The following is a 21,763-nucleotide window of genomic DNA, read 5'->3' as shown; positions in this document are numbered from 1 at the left end:
CTTAATTATTGGTTGCAATCTCAGTTTTAAGTAGTTTTTCAAAACTATCTACTTGTATAGGTTTTGAGTAATAATATCCTTGGGCAATATCACAACCACATTCTTTAAGAAACTGAATTTGCTCAACAGTTTCTACTCCTTCAGCAACAGTACTAATCGCTAAAGTCTTTATCATATTAATTAAACTACTAACAATCACTTTTCCACGTGCAGTATTTGTTATTTTATTCAAAAATTCTCTATCTAACTTTATAATATCAACTGGTAAATCTTTCAATATGTTTAAAGCTGAATATCCGCTACCAAAATCATCAATCGAAATTATAAAACCTAAATCTCTAAACGCTTTAACAATTAATATTATTTTAGATGCATCCTCAAAAATTGCACTTTCAGTAAGTTCTATCTCAATATATTTTGATTCAATGTTATATTTATTCGCAATATCTAACAACTCATAAGGAAGATTCCTATTATTTAAATTAATACGAGAAATATTGACTGAAATAGTTATCTGATTTAATTCAAATTTACAACTTTTCCACTTGTTTAATATGATACATACTTGTTCAAACATATAAAAATCTAACTTTTTAATGAATCCATTATTTTCAAAAATGGGGATAAACTTATCTGGTTTAATCATACCCTTTTTAGGATGATTCCATCTTACTAATGCTTCTGCACTAATAATTTCATCACACTGTAAGCTATATTTTGGCTGTAAGTATACCTCAAATTCCTTTTTTTCAAGCGCTGCTATCATATAGTTTTCAATTTCTTTTTCTTCTAACAATAAATCCCTTATATCTTTATTATAAAACGCATAATTTATATCTGCTCTATTTTTTACCGTATGCCTTGCAATGTGTGCTCTATCATATAACATAGTAGTACTTAAAAAATTATTATCTATAATACAAATACCAAATGATAATTCTATATGGTATCCTTTAATATAATTTGTAACTTGTGATGTAATTTTATTTATTTTACTAATTATTTCATTTGTATTTTTATACTCTATCAATATGCTGTAATTATCCGTTGAAACTCTTGAAAAACATTCACCTTTGTTTATATTAGTTTCTATTGATAATGCAATATGTTTTAAAATTTCATTACCTTTTTTATAACCATATATATCGTTTATTATTTTAAACTTATCAATATCTAAAGCAATCATTGCATAGTTTTTAGTTGATTTATTTTTTAATACTTTTTCACATTCTATTCTAAACTTTTTCCAATTATAATGTCCTGTTACTTCATCAAAAAAAGCTATTTTTTTTAATTCTTCACTATTGCTTTTAAACCTATTAATAATGAACATACTTAAAAATATTATTATCACTAAAATTAAACCCATTATAATAACAATCTGAGAAATTAATTTATTAGATTTATTATCAATTACATGAGCCGGAACACTCGTTATCATATACCAATCATTGATTCCAACTTTACTATATCCTATCTGATTTTTAACGCCATTTCTTACAAAGCTTGTTATTCCATTTCTGCTATTTTCAACCTCTTCCATTAGTGTATAAAGATTTTCCTTATTTGAGTCTACAATTTTTATTTCATTAAATAAATTTTCGTATGGCATATCGCTATATCCATTTTCATTGTAACTCACAGTAGATCCATCACTATTTATAATATAAGAATATCCTTCACCATCAAAACTCTGGACATCTAAAAATTCAGCCATATCACAAGTATTTTTTGTTCGAAATAAAACTCCAATAATTTCTTTATCATGATAGACAGGAGTCGCAAAAACATTTATATATATTTGATCTGCCTTATCAATTAGTCTATCAGAAACATTACTTTTACCTTCTATCGCCGCTTTAAAATATGCTCTTTCTGAAAAATCAAACTTCAAATTGTCTGTAGTAGTTGCTTGTCCATATAAATCAATTATACCCATCCTTTTAAATTCGTTTTTTTCCACTTGATTTGTTAAATTTAAAATTGCATCATCCATATTATCTTCATTTCCGATAACTATAGCTAATGATTCTATTTGGCTCATCAAATCTTCTATTTTTGTTTTAACAAGCATAGCATTTTTAGATGATATTTCAGATAAAAACACTGATTTTTCATCGTATAAATCTTGCTTTGCATTAAAAATAAAATAATAATTTAAAATCAACAAAAGTATAATAGCTATAAAGATACTTATTACAGTGTTTTTAATTACAACTTGATTCTTAGTCTGCATAAATACCTCCTTACAATGTTCATATTATAAAAATGGTATTATTTTAAATATATTACACATGTTTTTATAATTATGAATATTTAGTAATCATTCCTAAACTGTATAAATTAATGTATTAACAAGTTCACTATACTACATTATGCTAAGCACAATGCAATCTCTTTTTCATAAATAGTATTCTCTTTTTTTACATTGTATTAATAATTCTTCAATGGAATCCAAACCTCATAAATATCATAGATTTCCTCTGGTCCAAGTACGCCCATAAACCTACATATAATATCTGAGTCTATTTTGCGGTTATTTTCAGTTAACCACTTTGTTACCTTTTCTACCAATTCTAAAGGTTCTCTTTCATAATCTGTAATTAAATGTGTGAATAAATACTCTCTTTTGCTGTCAGTTTTTAAAATGTGATATTCATAATTATCATTATGCTTATGAAGTTTTTCCACCATTTCTTCAGAAACTTCAACACCAAACTTAGCACCACTAATAACATTTTTATTTAAAAAATTATCTCTATCTATACATAATATATGTTGAGACGCATCTGCACCTGTTGATCTACAAGCCTTTGAATGAAATTCATCATCAAAAATAACCATAACTAACTCAGTACTGTTATGTCTGATTTTAAATTCACCTTCCATTTCAATTGCAATTTTCATTCTAGTTTTCATATTTCTTAATGCTAACCTCCATTTCTCACACTCTTCTATTTTTTTGTCAATTTCATCAGCTTTTTTATGTAACATAGAATATATTTTCTTTTGATTTGTTTCTTTTAATATTTCTTTAATATCTTCAATTGAGAATCCTGCTTTTTTTAAAAAAATAATAGCTTTTACTTTAATGATATGCTTTTGACTATAATATCTATAGTAATTTTTATCATCAATAATAGGCAATAGTAATCCTTTTTTTTCATAGAATCTAATTGTGAATGTAGAAACATTAAAAATATTTGAAATTTCCCCTATAGAATATAATCTCTTCATAATTACCTCCAAATTCAATATGTTTTACCCTTTTATTAATTCAGATTATATTATATGAATATAATATAATCAATAACTTCGTTATTCGAAATATATTTGCTTGTAAAAAAGGTAGGAGACAACTTAATAATCTCCTACCTTTTTCTGTTTCAGTTTTTTAAACATTCTAACTCCAATGTAAATCCTATAGAATTACTACTACTTACCTTAACCCCAACTATTTCTTCAAATAATATTCCATAACATTTTTAACCATGTTTGTTGGGATTGTACTTCCACCTCTGCCCTTGACATCTTCTATTATCATTGATACAGATATCTTAGAATCATCAGTGTTAACTGCCACAAACCACCCATTCTCTGTTCCTTCTTTATCATCCTGACTTTTCTTTATTTCTGCTGTTCCTGTTTTCCCCGCAATATTAACTCCATTAATCTTTGCAGAAGCTGCCGATCCATCAACATCATTTATAACTGCTGAAAATGCTTCCACAAGTGCTGGTATATTTCCTGGTTTTATAGAATTTTTCCATACCTTAGGGTCCTTATTTTCACTAACAATAAGCCTTGGCTGCATTATGTCACCATTATTACCCAATGCACTATATGCTAATGCAACATCTAAAGGTGACGTAAGAATTTCCCCTTGACCATATCCAGTATCTGCAAGAAGTATTTCTTTATCTAATGCATTATCATTACTAATTTGTGATTTGTCCATTGGATATTCAAATGTTAATTCTTCTCCAACTCCAAAATTTCTAATGCCTGATATAAACTTATCACTACCTATATCTAATGCAGTCCTTGCATAATAGATATTATCAGAATACTTTGTTGCATCTACTAGGTTAACAGGTTTTCCTGAATCCTTAACCCTGGTAACCTTATATCCACCCCAGGAAGCATCCTTTTGCCACTGAGTTCCTGTAATATTCATACCTTCTTTAGGATTAAGTTTGCCTTCATTTAATCCAATAGCTGCTGTGAATAACTTCATTGTAGATCCCGGTGCATACACATTATTAAATCTATTATCAAACTGTTCTCCATCAAGTGACTTCCATTTTTCAGCAACTTCCTTTGTTTTATATGTTACAAATATATTAGGATCATAAGATGGGGAACTAACCATAGCCAGAACTTCTCCAGTTTTAGGATCTACCGCTGTTGATGCACCCTTTTCTCCCTTCATCTCACTATATATCTTTGTCTGTAACTCTGGATCTATAGAAGTTTTTATATCTGTACCATTTTTAGCTTCTACTTTAGCAACTGAAATTCTTTCTTCTCCTCTTTTAATATATATCTCGCCACCATCTTGCCCTCTTAATTTATCTTCATATACTTTCTCAATACCTGCTTTTCCTATGATACTTAATTTTGAATAACCTTTATCTTTACTACCTTCTAACTCTTCCGACGTAATACCACCTACATGTCCAACAAAACTACCTATAGCTTCGCCTCCAGCATAAATTCTTGAGTTAGTATTATTAACTTTAACGCCTTCTATCGTAGAAAGCTTATCAATCTTATCAAATTCTGTTTCTAATACACTTACTATTGGTACAAAATGTTCTGGATTTGTGTTTGCAGCAAGTTGTTCCTCTATATAGGATTCACTGATATCTAATATTTTTGCCATTGAAGCTATTTTATTAGCTTTCTCATTTTCAAACTTACTTGGATGTATCCCTATCGATTTCACTATACCATCTTTAGCTAAATAGTTGCCATTTCTATCTAGTATACTTCCACGCTTTGAGTAATCATCACTTACTCCCACTTTATCCCCTGCTTGCATTTGAGGGAAAATTAAACTCTCATCCCAATTAATCTTATGCCCTGCATCCTCCTTAATTATCCCTACATTAAATCCAGTAAGTTCAATATTTCCTGCTATAGTTGACATAGTCATTGTAAATAACATTTCTTCTGATTGCCCTTTTTTAGCCCTTTTAGAATCTTGTTCAACTATATTTAATTCAATATTATTAGCATTTATAGCTCCATAAATATTGCTATATCTTCCTACAAAATCTTCTTGAGTTATATATGTCTTCGACTCTGTAGATAACATATTATACATGCTTTCATAATCTTGATTAACCCAAGCATCTTTATAAACATCAAAAGTTTCCTTTGCTTCATTTTTCTTTGAACATCCCGTAACCAACGTAGTTACTATTAATATAAGCCCAACAGTTTTACTAATTCTTTTTAAATTAAACTTCATAAATTTCCTCCCTTAATCATAAAAATATAACGTAATATTCTGATCTTAAATATGATTTGTTCCTTTATACCCTATAATAATACATAGTTTTACTTTATTATTTCCAATAATATGTTAATAACTCTATTGTAGAATTTTTCCTAAATATATTCAAGAAGATTCAAATAAAATTCAAAGAAATCTAAAGAATCATGTGTAAATGTTTATACTTAAAGTAAAATTATTGTATAATTAACTTGAATATGATTTATGGGGGTAATAATATGTCAAATATAAACTTAGAAAGTCAACTTTATCTCGAAAGAGAACAACGAACAAAGTGGTTTCAAGATGCAAGATTTGGAATGTTTATACACTGGGGATTATATAGTATTCCAGCATCAGGCGAATGGTTTATGACTAGAAAAAAAATGACTGTTGAAGATTATAAACCCTACTTCGAAGAATTTAATCCAACAAAATATGATCCAAAAGGATGGGCAAAACTTGCTAAAAAAGCTGGTATGAAGTATGCAGTTATGACTGCAAAACATCATGATGGATTTTGCTTATTTGATACAAAATATACAGATTATAAATCCACCAACACTAAAATTGGCAAGGATTTAATTAAAGAATATGTAGATGCTTTTAGATCTGAGGGAATTAAAATCGGATTATACTATTCTCTTCTTGATTGGCATCATGAAGATTATCCTGGCTTTGGAGATAGACATCATCCTATGAGGGATAATCAAGCTTTCAAGAATAAAGTACATAACTTTGAGAACTACATAGAATACTTCCATGGACAAGTCAAAGAACTTGTAACTGGTTATGGTAAAATTGATATAATGTGGTTTGATTTTTCCTATGATGATATGACTGGAGAAAAATGGCAAGCAACTAAACTTGTTGACATGATAAAAAAATATCAACCTGACATGATAATTGATAATAGACTTGATGATAAGAAAAATATCAAGAAATCTAATTTATCTATCTACACAGGAGACTTTGACTCTCCTGAACAAATAATTCCTCCCAAGGGTGTTGTTAATGAAAATGGGAACCCTATCCCTTGGGAAGCTTGTATAACTCTAAATAACAACTGGGGTTATGCTTCTATGGATAAAGATTATAAATCGCCCAAACAAGTTATTCGAAGCTTAGTCGAATGTGTTAGTAAGAATGGTAATATGATTTTAAATGTGGGCCCAAATGCTAAAGGGGAGATTCCAAAGGAATCCATAGAAATCCTTGAAGAGGTTGGAACTTGGATGCATGATAATGGTGATAGTATCTATGGTTGTAAATCTAGCGATTACTCCAAACCAGAATGGGGAAGATATACCCAAAATGGTAACCTTCTTTATGCTCATATATATGATAGGGGTATAGGTCACACTAACCTTAATAACCTCCGTGGGAAAATAAAAAAAGCTAGACTTCTTCAGGATGGTGCTGAAATTGATGTGGAATTTCCATGGATGGCTGAGGAATTTGAAACAGATGCCTTTATTAACTTAAGTGGAGCTAAATTACCTGATGAAAAGGATACTGTAGTCGAATTAGAATTGTTATAAGCACTATGTTTCAGATTAATTAATAAAGTTTAATTTCATTTAAAAGCAGAGTAACTCCAATTGTACAGTTCCTCTGCTTTTTATATAAACATTTATTCATCAACCAATCTATATCCAACCCCTACTTCAGTCTTAATGTACTGTGGATTTGCTGTATCCTTCTCTATTTTTCGCCTTATACTTGCCATGAATACTCTAAGGGATTGTGTTTCACTTTCGTATCCACTTCCCCAAATCTCATTGACAATAAACTTATGAGTCAAAACTCTCCCTGGATACTTTGACATTAATTCTATTACCTTATACTCAATAGGTGTTAAGTGTATTTCTTCGCCATCCATAAATATCCTATGTTTTTGAAAATCAATTTTTAAACCCTTGACTTCAAATGTAAGCGCTTCATTATTTGTATCCTGAATATTTTGTTTCCCATTTCTAAGAGCAACCCTAACTCTAGCTAAAAGTTCAGAGAGGCTAAAAGGCTTCGTCAGATAGTCATCAGCACCACAATCTAAAGCTTCGACCTTTACTCTTTCATTTCCCCGAGCAGATACCACTATTATCTTAGCCTTAGTATTTCCTCTTATCCTTTCTATTACCTTAAGTCCATCCATATCTGGAAGTCCTAAATCTAAAATTATTATATCCGGATTCATAGAAAAAACTAAGGAAACTGCTTCACTTCCGTAGCTTGCATCAATACATTTATATCCTTGAGTTTCCATAGATATCTTTATGAATTTACTAATAGACTTATCATCCTCAACTACTAGTACTAATGGTTTTATCTCCATCTATCTCGCCCCCTTCTTTTGGTATAATTACCCTAAATGTAGCTCCACCTTGTTTATTATTAAAAACTTCTATTCTACCATTATGAGCAATAACTATTGACTCACATATGGCAAGTCCAAGTCCTATTCCCCGATTTTCTAACTGATTTGAATTAGATTTCGTATAAAACCTTGTAAATATATATGGTATCTCCTCTTCTGGTATACCTTTACCATCATCTTCAACTTGAAAAATAACATTATTATCTTCAACTTTTACATTTACTTCTATATTCGAATCATCTGCGGTGTATTTTATAGCATTATGAATTATATTAACAAGCACTTGCTCAATTAATAATCCATCTACCGATAACAATATCATATCTTTTGGCAAATCTATTTTAATATCATGATTATCTGAGAATCTCCTAACCCTTGATATAGCTTCTACTACAATTTCTTCTACAACCTCTAAATTTTTTTTAATTTTAAGTGTTCCTTCATCTATTCTAGTCATGCTTAATATATTTTCAACAGAATGAATCAACCAGCTAGTATCTTCGCAAATGTTTTGAAGCAACTCTTTTTGTAACTCCTTATCCAACAAATCATAATTCTCAATAATAGTTGATGCAGATCCCATAATACTTGTAAGTGGCGTTCTTAAATCATGGGAAATTGACCTTAATAGATTTCCTCTTAATCGCTCACTTTCTACAGCCAAATTAGCTTGTTTACTTTTCTCAAATAAATCTTCTCTTTCAATTGCTAATGCTACTTGTGCTGATATTGATTCTAAAATAACCTTTTCATTACCCGTAAGAACTTCCTTTTCAAAACAACTCATACCTATAACACCTAAAATAGCCTTATGCCCTTTTATAGGGTAATAGTACCCTCGACTTTTGTTATAGAACTCTGTTCCAATGCCAACTGCTTCCCCTAAATTAAATGCCGCTCTTAATGCATTCTTTTCTAGTGAGTATTGAAATGTATTTTCCCGCTCTTTATTTGTACTAATGTATATTTTAGGTTCTATTAACTTATTTTTATCATCTACAATAGTTATAATAACATTTCTACTACATATCTCAACTAAACTTTCACCACAAAAATCCATTATCTGATTTTTATTTCTTGCTTTAAGTAATTTTTTGTTATTTATGTATAATAACCTGAGTCTTCTCTCTTTAATATATGATATTCTAACTTCTCTCTTTATCTTAGATGTTAAGGTACTAGTAATTACTGAAGTTAGAAGCATTATTAAAAATGTTATAGGATAATCTGACCTATATGCTCTAAAACTAAAGTAAGGTTCTGTAAAAAAGAAGTTGAACGATAATACCCCAATAATAGATGCTAATACCCCATAAATATACCCTTCCGTACTTCTCGCTGAAAATAATACACCTACTATAAACACAAGAATAATATTTGACTCATTAAGACCTATATTCTTAAAGAGAATTGCAATTATAGTCGCTACTGACATTATCCCTAAAACTTTTAAGCTATTTTTATCATTACAACATGTTTTATTTAATTGTTTATCCTCTATATGCATACCTTCGTACTCTTCCACTATATTCACATCCTTCAATCTATTACCTGTAATTATATGATTTTAAACTATAAAGTACAATGTTAAAAAGTTGATCAATATATTAAATTACATTAATCAACTTTCTTTATTCTAATGTCTCAGTTTCTAGTCCATTTAATTATTAAACCTTTGATTTTAAATTCACTTGCATAGTATTATTCGCTACTTAGTATCCTTCTTTTTCTTCTCTGCTTCCAACATCAAGTACCTTTGTTCATCTGAAAGCCGTTGGCGTTCAAGAGCCATAGCAACTTGAGATACAATCATCTGTAAAAATATCTTACTATCTTGGGTTAAGATTTCATTCTCGCAAAATATTCCTATTACTCCAAGTACCTTGCCTTGAGATATTACTGGCATATAAAATGCTCCAGCTCCCATTAAGGTATCTGTTCCTATTCCTGCTCTCTTTTTATTTGTAAATACCCAACTTGCAACTGCTTTCTCATCTTTACTTTTCATAAATAGTTCATCAATACGTTGGTTTTTTCTAATCATTAAGATTCCTTCTTCACCCTTAGCCGGATCTTCAGCATAGAAAATAACTGAATGCTTAAATAGTGATGTAATATACGTATTAGTAAGTTTTATTATATTTTCTAACCCTCTTGTTATTAGCAATTTTTTACTTATGTCATAAAGCACTTGAGTCCTTTGCTCTCTAGATGCTGAACTTTTTGCCTGTTCCTTAATCCTTAATGTTAATGCACTAGTTATAAGCGCCACAAGCATCATAATTACAAAGGTAATTGGAAATGTTGATTTCATTAAATCCATAGTATAATATGGATAAACAAAAAAAATATTGTAGCACATCACTCCTATTACAGAAGCTGCCATACCATAAAAATATCCTTGTGTAACTCTAGATACTATCACTACGGATAATATATATAATAGTGCTATATTTTCACCTGTTACACCTACTTTATTAATAATCATACATGCTATAGTCGTTAAAATAAATATTATCATAGTTTTGATAGTATCTATCCAAGAAATGTTAACCTCTGTATTCTCTTTTACTTTAGCATACTTTTTATACGGTTTAGTATTATTTATATCTGGAATAATATGAATTTCTACATCTGGTATAATAGAAATTAATCTATCCTCAAAATCATCATTGAATAGATACTCTAACCCACTTCTAGTTCTACGCTTTCCTATAATAATATTAGTTATTCCAGCTGTTTCTGCATACTTGGCAACAGTTAGTACAATATCACTACCATATAAAACTACAACCTCTGCTCCCATTTGTTCTGCCAGTGTCATATTATCTCTTAGAATCTTATTATGCTTCTCCGAATTGAAATTATCAGACTTCTCAACATATATTGCAGTCCAGCCACAATGATAAGCTTCTGCCATTCTTGCCGCCACTCGTATATTCCTAGCCGAAGATGGTGATTCACTTAAAAGCATAAGTATTCTAGAACTAACATTGCTCCTATTTATTGTGCCATTCTTAACCGAATTATCATGATATATTCTGTCAGCAGTTCTTCTCATAGATATCTCTCTAAGTGTGCTTAAATTCTGAATGGAAAAGAAATTATTCATAGCTGTAACTACTCTATCAGGTTTATATATCTTCCCATCCTCAAATCTCTTTAGTAATTCATCTGGTTCAATATCTATAAGCTCTACTTTCTCAGCAGAATCAAATATATAGTCAGGTACTGTCTCTTTTACTGCAACTCTCGTTACACCTTTTATAGTATCATTTAAACTCTCAATATGTTGGACATTTACTGTAGTGTAAACATCGATTCCCGAATTCAATAGTTCCTCTATATCCTGATATCTTTTCCTATTACGAACCCCCTCCGCATTGGAATGAGCAAGTTCATCAACAAGTATTACTTGCGGCTTTCTTTTTAATGCTTCGTCTAAATCAAATTCCTTTAACCATATACTTTTATATTTTATCTGTTTTACACTAATCCTTGGAATTCCATCTATAAGTTTCATTGTTTCTTCTCTAGTGTGAGGCTCAATGTATCCAAGTACCACATCAATTCCGTTTTCCATCAACATATGTGCATCTTCTAGCATTGCATAAGTCTTCCCAACTCCAGCTGAATATCCAAAAAATATTTTTAACCTTCCTTTATACTCATTTCCTTCTGCTTCTTTAACCTTACGTAAAAGTGCATCTGGGTTTGGTCTTTCATCATTATAAATATCCATCACCACCTATTTATACACAAATTAGGTGGAATGTAATAATTCCACCCTTGCTTCTACTCTATATAAGACCATCAAGGTCTAAATTTACCATTAATACATTTACTGTTGGCTCTCCTAATATCCACAAAAATCTGCCTTCAGTATGTTTTTTTATTACTTCTCTAACCTCATCTTCACTAATCCCACGCTGATTTGCCAGTCTGCTTACTTGATATTCTGCTGCCTCTATGGATATATGAGGGTCAACACCACTACCTGACGCTGTTACTAAATCCATTGGTATGTCTGCAGTATTTTCAGGGTCAAGTTCTTTTATAACCTTTATACGCTGTTCCACTAATATTTTTTGTTCCTCTGAAACTGGTGAAAGATTTGTAGGTGATCCTGTATCTGGCCTACCTATTAAATACTCTGGCTTTGTAAACTGCTGCGCCATAAGTTCTGACCCATAACTTACTTTTGTTCCATCTTCTAATGTAACTGAAATTATACTTCCGTTTGCTTTATCTTTAAATGCAAGCTGTGATATTCCTGTAACTGCTAGTGGATATATTATTCCACATATAACTGTTAAAGCTAATATACAAACTATAGCAGGTCTTAAAACTTTTTTCATATATTATATTAGTAAGAGATTAGTTCTACCAATCTCCTACTAAAGTCCACCTCCCTTATTTCCTTTGAATTATATTTAATATTTCTATTTAATAACCGTTAATTTACTTATGAAACTCCACAAACTGTAAGAATCACGTCTATTATTTTTATGGCTATAAATGGTGCAATAATACCACCTAATCCATATATAAGCATATTTCTTGAGAGTAATTTCCCAGCTGACATTTCACAATACTTAACACCTTTTAGGGATAATGGTATCAACGCTATAATAATTAAAGCATTGTAAATTACCGCTGATAATATTGCACTACTTGCACTTGTTAGTCCCATAACATTTAGTATTGAAAGTTTCTGGAAAATTCCACAAAACAACACTGGAATAATTGCAAAATACTTTGCTATATCATTTGCTACACTAAATGTAGTAAGCGCTCCTCTTGTCATCAATAGCTGTTTCCCAATCCTTACTACTTCTATGAGTTTTGTAGGACTTGAATCTAAATCCACCATATTTCCTGCTTCTTTAGCTGCTTGTGTACCCGAATTCATTGCCACTGCAACGTCGGCTTGTGCAAGTGCCGGAGCATCATTAGTTCCATCTCCCGTCATCGCTACAAGATGACCTTTAGCTTGATAATCCCGAATAAGCTGTAACTTAGCCTCTGGTGTTGCTTCTGCCATAAAATCGTCAACTCCAGCTTCTGCTGCAATTGCAGCCGCTGTCATTGGATTATCCCCTGTAATCATTATAGTCTTTATTCCCGCTCTTCTAAGATCTTCAAACTTTTCTTTAACTCCATTTTTAACAATATCCTTAAGATAAATTACACCCATAATTTTATCATTTTTTGCAACAACTAATGGCGTTCCACCTGCATTAGCTACTTTCTCCACAATACTTTGGCATTCACTTGGAACTTTACCACCTTTTTCAATGACATAAGCTTTAACTGCTTCTGATGCTCCCTTACGAATTTCATCACCACCAAAGTTTATACCACTCATCCTAGTTTTAGCTGAGAACTCTACAAATTTAGCATTCATATTTGAAAGATCTCTACCTCTTATACCAAATCTCTCTTTAGCAAGAACTACTATACTTCTTCCCTCTGCAGTTTCATCTGCAATAGATGATAGTTGAGCCGCATCAGCTAATTGTTCTTCAGTTACACCTTTAACAGGTATAAATTCGCTTGCTTGTCTATTTCCAAGAGTTATAGTACCTGTTTTGTCAAGAAGTAATATGTCTACATCACCAGCAGCCTCTATTGCTCTACCACTCATTGCAAGTACATTTGCCTGATTTAATCTACTCATTCCTGCAATCCCTATTGACGATAAAAGAGCGCCTATTGTAGTTGGTGCTAAACATACAAGTAATGCAATAATGTTTGTTAAAGAAACTGCACTACCAGAGCCTTCCTGCACACTTACAAATTTTGAAAATGGTAGTAATGTTGCACTTACTACAAGAAACACAATTGTCAATGTAACAAGTAATATTTGAAGAGCAATTTCATTAGGAGTTTTCTTTCTTGATGCTCCTTCTACCATTGCAATCATCTTATCTAAAAAACTTTTACCAGCTTCTGCTGTAACTCTTACAATTAGCCAATCAGAAACAAGAGTTGTTCCTCCTGTTACCGCACTTCGGTCTCCACCAGATTCTCTGATAACAGGAGCTGATTCTCCAGTTATCGCACTCTCATCTACAGATGCAACCCCTTCAATAACTTCTCCATCCATTGGTATTTGTTCTCCAGCGATACTTAGCACAATATCGCCTAGCTTTAATTCACTTGAAAGCACCTCTATATATTCAGAGTCAAAATTTGGTGTTTTCAATTTTTTAGCTTTTACATCTTTACGAGAAGCTCTTAAGCTATCAGCTTGTGCTCTTCCTCTTCCTTCTGCAATGGACTCTGCAAAGTTTGCAAATAATACAGTAAACCATAGTATTATAGCAATAGCAAAAGTGTATAGACTTGATTCATCTTTTATTCCTGTAAAAGATAAAATATACAAAACAGTTGTAAATATAGCCCCAATATAAACCACCAACATAACTGGACTTTTAATTTGTACCTTTGGCGAAAGCTTAATGAATGACTGTTTAATAGCATCAATAAATATTTTTTTTCTTGAATTCGATTCTTTCATATTTTCCACCTCTACTTCAATGTATTAACAAATTCAGCAATTGGTCCTAATGCTAAAGCTGGTAAAAAGCTTAATGCTCCAATAAGAATAACAACGCCTATTAGTAGTCCAACAAACATTCCATTGCTAGTTTCAAGAGTACCATCCCCTTTAGGAATACTCTTTTTCTTAGCCAAGTTTCCACCAAGGAATATAATCGCAACCATTGGTATAAATCTTGCTATAAGCATTATTAAACCTGTGATTATATTTGTATAAGGTGTATTTGCATTAAATCCTGCAAATGCACTGCCATTATTACCAGCAGTAGACGTAAATGTATATAGAATTTCTGAGAATCCATGTGCTCCAGAGTTTGTTAACCACTCTGTAACTTGTGGCAGCATAGTTGTAATTGCTGTTCCAAATAGAGCCAACAATGGCGGTGTTAAAATAACAATACATACCATTTTCATGTCAAAGGGTTCAATTTTCTTCCCTAGATATTCTGGTGTACGTCCAACCATTAGCCCTGCAATAAATACTGTGAGAATAGCAAATGCTATCATACCGTATAAACCACAACCAACGCCTCCAAATACAACTTCACCAAGCTGCATTAAGAACATAGCTACCATACCACCAAGTGGCGTAAAGCTATCATGCATGGAATTAACTGAACCATTTGAAGCTGATGTTGTAGCCGTTGCCCAAAGTGATGATCCTCCAACACCATACCTAACTTCTTTTCCTTCCATACTTCCCGAAGTACTTACTCCACTAAATTGCGGAGCTGCCATAATTTCACTTGCTGTTATAGCCACTAAACAGACTATAAATATAATAAGCATCGCTTTAAATATTGCTTTACCCTGCTTACTATCTCTCACTGCATGTCCGAATGTAAAACAAAGCCCAGCTGGAATAATAAGTATAGATAACACTTGAAGCATATTAGATATTGGTGTTGGATTTTCAAGAGGAAATGCTGAGTTTACACCAAAGAATCCTCCTCCATTTGTTCCAAGTTGTTTAATTGCAATTTGACTCGCGGCTGGTCCCACTGGAATAGTTGTAACCTCACCACTTTCAAGGCTTACTACCTCTTTATAAGGTGAAAGTGTTTGAACAACTCCTTGTGATACTAATATTAAAGATAACACCATCGCTAATGGAATAAGAATATATAATGTAGATTTTACCAAGTCACTCCAAAAGTTTCCGATTTTATTTGTCTCCTTACGAGTAAATCCTTTTATGAAGGCAAATAGCACAGCAATTCCTGTAGCTGCTGATACAAAGTTTTGAACATTTAGTCCAATCATTTGTGTTAAATATGACAATGTAGATTCTCCTGAATATGCTTGCCAATTTGTATTTGATACAAAACTTGCTGTGGTATTAAAAGCTAGATGTGCACTCGTTCCCGGAAGTCGTTCTGGATTCAGCGGTAATACACCCTGTAATAAGTGTAATGAAAATACAATCACAAATCCAACCATACTAAATGCTATTACAGACAACGTATATTTTTTTGCATCCATTTCTTCTTTTTCATTTATTCCCATAACTTTATATGTGATTTTTTCAACTGGAATAAATACCTTTGATAAAAACACCTTTTCCCCAATCATAACCTTGTACATATATTTCCCAAGTGGTATACCTAAACCGGCAAGTAAAACTACATATGCGATATTTTGAAGTATAATCCAAATCATAAATTTTCACCCCTAAATAAAACGTAGAAAAGATAAACTAATAAACCTAGCATTGATATTCCTGCAAATAATAAAATAATTTCCATGTACGTCCCTTCCTTCAACTTAATTCTTAACATAAATTAATTCTAACAATATTCATATAAAGATTGTGTTAAGATACTTGGCTTCTACATTAAGATTGCATTAATTCATCAATTTTCATGTACTTATTACCCTATATTGAAATAGACAAGTACAAATAAAAATAGCCTGTTAGTTTACATCTAAACTAACAGGCTATTTTCTTAATTATTTAAGACTTTGTAGTAAATCATCTAATCTATACTTTAATTCTTCTACTTTTTCTTTAGAAATATTTAGTTTGCAAAATACATCTTTTGGCACATCAAGTATATCACTCTTTAACCCTAATCCTATACGCGTTAATTCTACTATTACAACCCTATCATCGTTCACATCTCTATGCCTAGTAATTAAACCTCTACACTCTAACTTTTTTAATAAGGGTGTTAAGGTTCCCGAATCTAGATGTAATCTTTGACCTATTTCCTTAATTGTCATTCTTTCCTCTTCCCACAATACAATCATTGCTACATATTGTGTATAGGTAAGGTTATGAGTTTCAAGGATTGGTTTGTATAGCTTTATTACCTCTCTGGATGCTGCATATAAAGAGAAACATAATTGATTTTCTAATTTAATACAATCATAATTTTTCATATAAACTCTCCTACAGTACAAAATAACTTACTACAAATCACATAAAATAATTTATCTTACTTATGCTTCTTTGAGTCTACATATGAAACTGCTGATAGTGCAGCTACATTTCCTTCTCCTGCTGATTTTATATATTGGTATGGTCTACCAACGATATCCCCTGCAGCAAAGCAACCTTTTAAATTAGTTTGCATTAATCTATCTACTTCTACATGATTATCTACAATTGTTAGTCCTGGAACTAATTGGCCTGGTGATATGCTATCTCTTAAAATAAATAATCCATCAGTTATAATCACCTTTTCCTTTAGAACTAGCTTATCAACCGCATCTTCTCCTAATATTTCTACTGGAGTATCTTTAACTATCTCTATAGCTGAATCAACTTCCACTGCTTCCTTATACATAGGTATATAATAAACCTTAGCTGCTATTGTTGATATAAAATTCGCTTCCTCTTCTTCTTTTTTACTATATGCTATTATTGTAACTATCTTATTCTTGTACAGTGGAGCATCGCAAGTAGCACAATATCCTACACCCTTTCCAAGAAGTTTCTCTTCTCCTGGAAATAATTTTCCATACTGTATACCTGTTGCAAGTATTACAGATGTAGCTTCATAGATTTTATCATTTACCATTAAAGCAAAATACTCACCCATTGAATATATATTGTTTATTTTTTCTTCTTTGATACTTATATCCATTGACTTCAAATGATTATTAAACTCTTGTGCTAAATCTTTACCACTTGCCTTGTAAAATCCTAAATAATTATTAATTTCATGTGCTTTTGTTAACTTACTACTAAGCTCATTCGTCCCAAAAATTATAAAACTCTTATTTCTTATCTTCGCATTTAATGCCGCAGATATCCCCGCTGGCCCACTACCAACAATTGCAATATCATATCTTTCAGTCATAGATTTATACCTCTCATTTCTCATTTTAATAATTAGATTACTACTTATTATCTACTTCTTACTAATTATTATTTATATTATATATGATTTTCTACTCTAGCTTTTATCTTTTCTTTTGGAACAAACCCAACTAATGAATCTACCTTTTCTCCATCCTTAAATACCATTATTGTTGGAATTGATGCAACATTATATTTCATAGCTATATCTTGACTATTATCTATATTAACCTTAACAAACTTTGCCTTACCCTCAAGTTCACCTTTTAGCTCTTCAAATATTGGAGCTAACATTTTACATGGTTGGCACCAATCTGCAAAAAAATCTACTACTACAACATTATTTTTTATCTCATTACTAAACTCACTTGCGTTAACTATTTTTGACATTTTTATTCCTCCTAAATTTGAATTAAGTTTACATAAATAATATTTATATAAATTTAATTTTATACAATTTAATTTCTTAATATCAATATATGCTTACCCACTAAAAATGTCAACAGATTTTTATTTTTTTTTTAAACATTAATATATATTTTAACCAACATAATCATAAAAGCATTAGTCATTCATATTCTGTTAGTCATATTATTTTCAATTTATATTTCTCCATTTTTATTGCCACATTAAGTTCAATATATGTTAAAATATAGTAAACTATTTGAGTTTATAGGAGATATTATATATGCATGAATTTGAATTTATCAAAAATAAAAATGTAGGAATTATATATGACGTTTTAATCGGATTTCTATCTATTGTTGCAGTCTTTGTAGTTATATTTCAATTTAATGATAATCTAACTAGTTACCAAATAAGTACCTTAAACTGTTTTGATAATATAATTTATACAATATTTCTATTAGATGGCATAGCTAAATTATTCTTGTGCACTAATTATAAGAAGTTTGTTATGGAAAATAAAATAGATTATTTATCATTAATTCCACTCCAGTTTTTTATTTTCGGCAATCTTGGAAGTGTCTTTAAGCTTTTAAGGGTAGCAACATACTTTCTAAGAATAATTGATAATATGAAAATCTTTTTATTTAAAACTGGATTCCTACAAATTATTGCGGGAACTGGCATCGTAACCTTCTTTGGCTCTTTAGCACTATATTTTTTTGAAAAAGGTGGTGAAGCAATATCTACATATGGTGATGCCTTATGGTTAAGTTTAGTTACCCTAACCACTGTTGGTTATGGTGATATAAGCCCTAAAACTTCTGCTGGAAAGGTAATTGCTATTGTACTAATGCTTACAGGTATAGGCTTTTTATCCATGTTAACATCAACAATTTCATCTTACTTAATTTCAATGAAAGAGCAAAGAGATCCCTTATGTTTTAAAAATGATGATAGAGAATTTATTGATATTACCAATTTGTCCGATGAGAAAAAGGCTAGTTTAATTAGTTATTATAACTTCTTAAAAGAAAAAAACTAAGTTAAATTATTAAACATTTAATAATTTAGCTTAGTTATTTTAAATTAAAATACTGTTTTAACTACTTCATTATATAAGTTGGGAGAAATACCGCAGATGAATTTGTTATAAAATCCCCTATTCTAGTAAATATACCCACAGGTTTATCATCAGTTATATAAATACCCATAACAGGAAATTGCATAGAAGTTTTCGAACCCAATACAGAATGTCTTTCAATTTGTATTGGTGCAATATTAACACGTTCCTGAAAAACAACATCACTTATATCTTCAGGCATCTCCTCATAACTCATAGTTATACCTCCACCTTCTCGTGATAAATAGGGTTTCACTAAAAAATCTGTAGATATATTATTATCTGGAAATAAACAAGTATATGGAATATACTCCTTTATGAATTTTTCTTCTTCACTCGTATAAAGTCCCTTACCAATAAACTCATAAATAACCGCTAGATATCCCTTCGATTGTGTTACCAGTGTATGAGTCGGATTTATAAGTGAAATCGACTTATTTAATAGCGGGATAATATCAGATAAACTATCATCATAAGAAATCCAATCTAAAGGAAAATATCTATACATAGCATCAATGGCCGTATTATATAAGAATATTTTATTATCTTTGATTTCTAAGTCATAAATGTTACCCACAATTAAATTATATTCGCCTTCTTCGTTTAAAATATCATGCAATATAGACGTATTAAATAAATCTTCATAATAATTTGTAGATACAAACCCAATATTTTTCACTTCTTTATTCATCTTAATATCTTTAAGGATTTTCTTAAAGATGACACTAATATTATCTTTTAATCCCTCATTAGGATTTATGTATTCTAACCCCAATTCCTCTTTAACAATCTTCGTGATTCCAATACTTTCGACTAAACCAGCTGGAGTTTCTGAATTAAACTCTAATATTTTCAAATCTCCACTACTGTCTAAAACAAAATCTATTCTGCCAATTGCACATAGTGCATCAGTATCAGAATTAACTATCGCTTCTGCTAAAGTTTCTGGTAGCCCTAACAAATCAGAAAACATAGGAAAATTAACTTTTATAGCTTCACTAGTCTTTTTTAATATATTGCAAAACTTAACACTAGCTAAGTTCATTTCATCATAAATCTCTTGGGTGATAAGAAACCTATCTATTGATAAAAATTCATCTATATTTGTATATGGACCTGTAAAATTATATTCAAATAAAGCCCGCTCAACAACCTTATCCCATACTTTTTTTCTAGGTCTCAAATATTTTGAATCTATTTCTATAGGATAATCTTTAACCCCTAAGGGACACATCCAAGAATTACTATCATCTGTAAGAAAATTTTCACTCCATCGTATACAAATACCTATGAGCTTTTCTTTTGTAATATATGTTCCAAAATTTCCATAACCCAGTACTGGTAAATTCATATTATATTCTCCAGGTCTATAAGTATATTCTTGTTTTATATCTATCAAGTCTTGAACTATATGAACATTATCAGATTCTATAACCTGTTTAACCTGCTTTTCCCAGTTTTCTTTATTATAAAGTTTACCTATATATACCTGTCCACTATATCTTCCAAGGGAAGATTTAATAACATACTTATCTTTATTATTTATAAGGTTAGCAATTTGACTTTGAGAATTTTCATCAATGCCATTCTTAAATAAAGTCGTATATGGAATACATGTCTTTATATCCTGCTTTTCATTATTAGATAGTAGTGGCGAGTCTAATAATACTAATTCCCAAAGATAAGCAAAGAAAGTTTTAGCTTGTACTGCCACAACTCTAGGATCATTTAGTATTGTAACCTTTCCTTTATTAAAGGCATCTAGTATTTCTGCAAAATTATCTATTTCATAAAGATATTCTGCAGGAAATAGTTTTAAAATAACTTTAATTTTAACCTCACCAAAGGCATAGACTTCCTGATCTTTAACCGATAAATTTTTAGGTCCAACTTGATATATACTAATATTTGTCTCACTTAATATATCTTTAATATAAGTAGCTAAATGAAATTCTTCATAATGACATGGGTCCATAAGTATGCCAACGTTTATATTTTTTTCTTTATATAAATCATTACAAATTGATATCAATGAATCTATAAAATTTGCTTTAAAGTCCATGTTTATATTTTTATCAAAATCCAAAGAACCTGCTAACGCTATTTCTTTTTGAGCACAAGGTTTATCATAATTAAACTCTGCAAAATAAATCCCGCCCTTTGAATCTCTAAAGGTATCAAACCGTGTCCATATCATTGGAGCTATAGGACAAGTTAAATTGAAAATATCCTCTTTAAAAGGAAAGTCATCTATATATGAAAGAAGTTTATTATGATTTGTATTTAATTCACTAAGAACTCTAATTGAAATTTTATTAATAGTTTCTGAGTAATATACCATTTTATCATAACAACTTGTACCTATATAAAATGGTATTTGGCTATGAATATAATTTTCATAGCCACTACTAATCATATAATTGTTAAATAAAACATCTTCTGTGAATAATTTTTGATTTTTCATATTAACGCCTTTCTATTAATTTATTT

At 30.6% G+C, this 21,763-nt stretch carries 15 protein-coding genes; 2 read left to right on the top strand and 13 right to left on the bottom strand.

Annotated features, from left to right (window positions below; all coding sequences use genetic code 11):
• Position 1: 1 nt before the first annotated feature.
• The 3 genes from RSA29_RS10865 to RSA29_RS10855 form a co-directional block, all read right to left on the bottom strand.
• Positions 2–2,236, bottom strand: coding sequence for an EAL domain-containing protein (locus RSA29_RS10865; protein ID WP_346942956.1), 2,235 nt, complete (start codon positions 2,234–2,236; stop codon positions 2–4).
• A gap of 197 nt (positions 2,237–2,433) precedes the next feature.
• Entirely contained in the window at positions 2,434–3,237 is an 804-nt protein-coding gene (locus RSA29_RS10860) for a MerR family transcriptional regulator (protein WP_346942957.1), read from the bottom strand.
• Between the two features lie 217 nt (positions 3,238–3,454).
• Positions 3,455–5,476: a penicillin-binding transpeptidase domain-containing protein gene (locus RSA29_RS10855; RefSeq protein ID WP_346942958.1), complete on the bottom strand. Its 2,022-nt coding sequence runs from the start codon at positions 5,474–5,476 to the stop codon at positions 3,455–3,457.
• A gap of 263 nt (positions 5,477–5,739) precedes the next feature.
• Between RSA29_RS10855 and RSA29_RS10850 the strand changes: the two genes are divergently transcribed.
• Positions 5,740–7,041, top strand: coding sequence for an alpha-L-fucosidase (locus RSA29_RS10850; RefSeq protein ID WP_346942959.1), 1,302 nt, complete (start codon positions 5,740–5,742; stop codon positions 7,039–7,041).
• Positions 7,042–7,133: 92 nt separating this feature from the next.
• Here the strand turns inward: RSA29_RS10850 and RSA29_RS10845 are convergent, their stop codons facing one another.
• From RSA29_RS10845 to trxA, 9 genes are all read right to left on the bottom strand, one after another.
• A complete protein-coding gene (locus tag RSA29_RS10845) occupies positions 7,134–7,835 on the bottom strand; it encodes a response regulator transcription factor (protein ID WP_346942960.1) in 702 nt (233 codons plus the stop codon).
• On the bottom strand, positions 7,804–9,402 hold the full coding sequence (locus RSA29_RS10840; protein WP_346944429.1) for a DUF4118 domain-containing protein: 1,599 nt from the start codon (positions 9,400–9,402) through the stop codon (positions 7,804–7,806). The genes RSA29_RS10845 and RSA29_RS10840 overlap by 32 nt, the downstream gene beginning before the upstream one ends.
• A gap of 183 nt (positions 9,403–9,585) precedes the next feature.
• Entirely contained in the window at positions 9,586–11,619 is a 2,034-nt protein-coding gene (locus RSA29_RS10835) for a DUF4118 domain-containing protein (protein WP_346943001.1), read from the bottom strand.
• Between the two features lie 58 nt (positions 11,620–11,677).
• The gene (gene kdpC / locus RSA29_RS10830) at positions 11,678–12,235 is read right to left on the bottom strand and encodes a K(+)-transporting ATPase subunit C (protein ID WP_346932800.1); all 558 of its coding nucleotides are present in this window, start codon (positions 12,233–12,235) and stop codon (positions 11,678–11,680) included.
• 107 nt (positions 12,236–12,342) lie between these two features.
• Positions 12,343–14,400, bottom strand: a complete 2,058-nt coding sequence (kdpB, locus tag RSA29_RS10825) for a potassium-transporting ATPase subunit KdpB (protein WP_346942962.1) — start codon at positions 14,398–14,400, stop codon at positions 12,343–12,345.
• An 11-nt stretch (positions 14,401–14,411) separates the two neighbouring features.
• The gene (kdpA, locus tag RSA29_RS10820; protein ID WP_346942963.1) at positions 14,412–16,100 is read right to left on the bottom strand and encodes a potassium-transporting ATPase subunit KdpA; all 1,689 of its coding nucleotides are present in this window, start codon (positions 16,098–16,100) and stop codon (positions 14,412–14,414) included.
• 291 nt (positions 16,101–16,391) lie between these two features.
• The gene (locus tag RSA29_RS10815) at positions 16,392–16,823 is read right to left on the bottom strand and encodes a MarR family transcriptional regulator (RefSeq protein WP_346942964.1); all 432 of its coding nucleotides are present in this window, start codon (positions 16,821–16,823) and stop codon (positions 16,392–16,394) included.
• 56 nt (positions 16,824–16,879) lie between these two features.
• Positions 16,880–17,746: an NAD(P)/FAD-dependent oxidoreductase gene (locus tag RSA29_RS10810; RefSeq protein WP_346942965.1), complete on the bottom strand. Its 867-nt coding sequence runs from the start codon at positions 17,744–17,746 to the stop codon at positions 16,880–16,882.
• Between the two features lie 77 nt (positions 17,747–17,823).
• Positions 17,824–18,135 (bottom strand): thioredoxin, encoded by a 312-nt coding sequence (gene trxA, locus RSA29_RS10805; RefSeq protein WP_346942966.1) that lies wholly within the window; start codon positions 18,133–18,135, stop codon positions 17,824–17,826.
• Between the two features lie 298 nt (positions 18,136–18,433).
• On the opposite strand from trxA, the gene RSA29_RS10800 reads away from it, so the two are divergent.
• Positions 18,434–19,195 (top strand): ion channel, encoded by a 762-nt coding sequence (locus tag RSA29_RS10800; RefSeq protein ID WP_346942967.1) that lies wholly within the window; start codon positions 18,434–18,436, stop codon positions 19,193–19,195.
• Between the two features lie 61 nt (positions 19,196–19,256).
• On the opposite strand, the gene RSA29_RS10795 is transcribed toward RSA29_RS10800, so the two are convergent.
• Positions 19,257–21,737, bottom strand: coding sequence for a glutathionylspermidine synthase family protein (locus RSA29_RS10795; RefSeq protein ID WP_346942968.1), 2,481 nt, complete (start codon positions 21,735–21,737; stop codon positions 19,257–19,259).
• Positions 21,738–21,763 lie beyond the last annotated feature (26 nt).

It is taken from the genome of Clostridium sp., from assembly GCF_036660475.1.
Lineage (GTDB): Bacteria > Bacillota > Clostridia > Clostridiales > Clostridiaceae > Clostridium_J.
The sequence above is the reverse complement of the archived record's forward strand: the minus strand, read 5'-3'. Positions and strand labels throughout refer to the sequence as shown.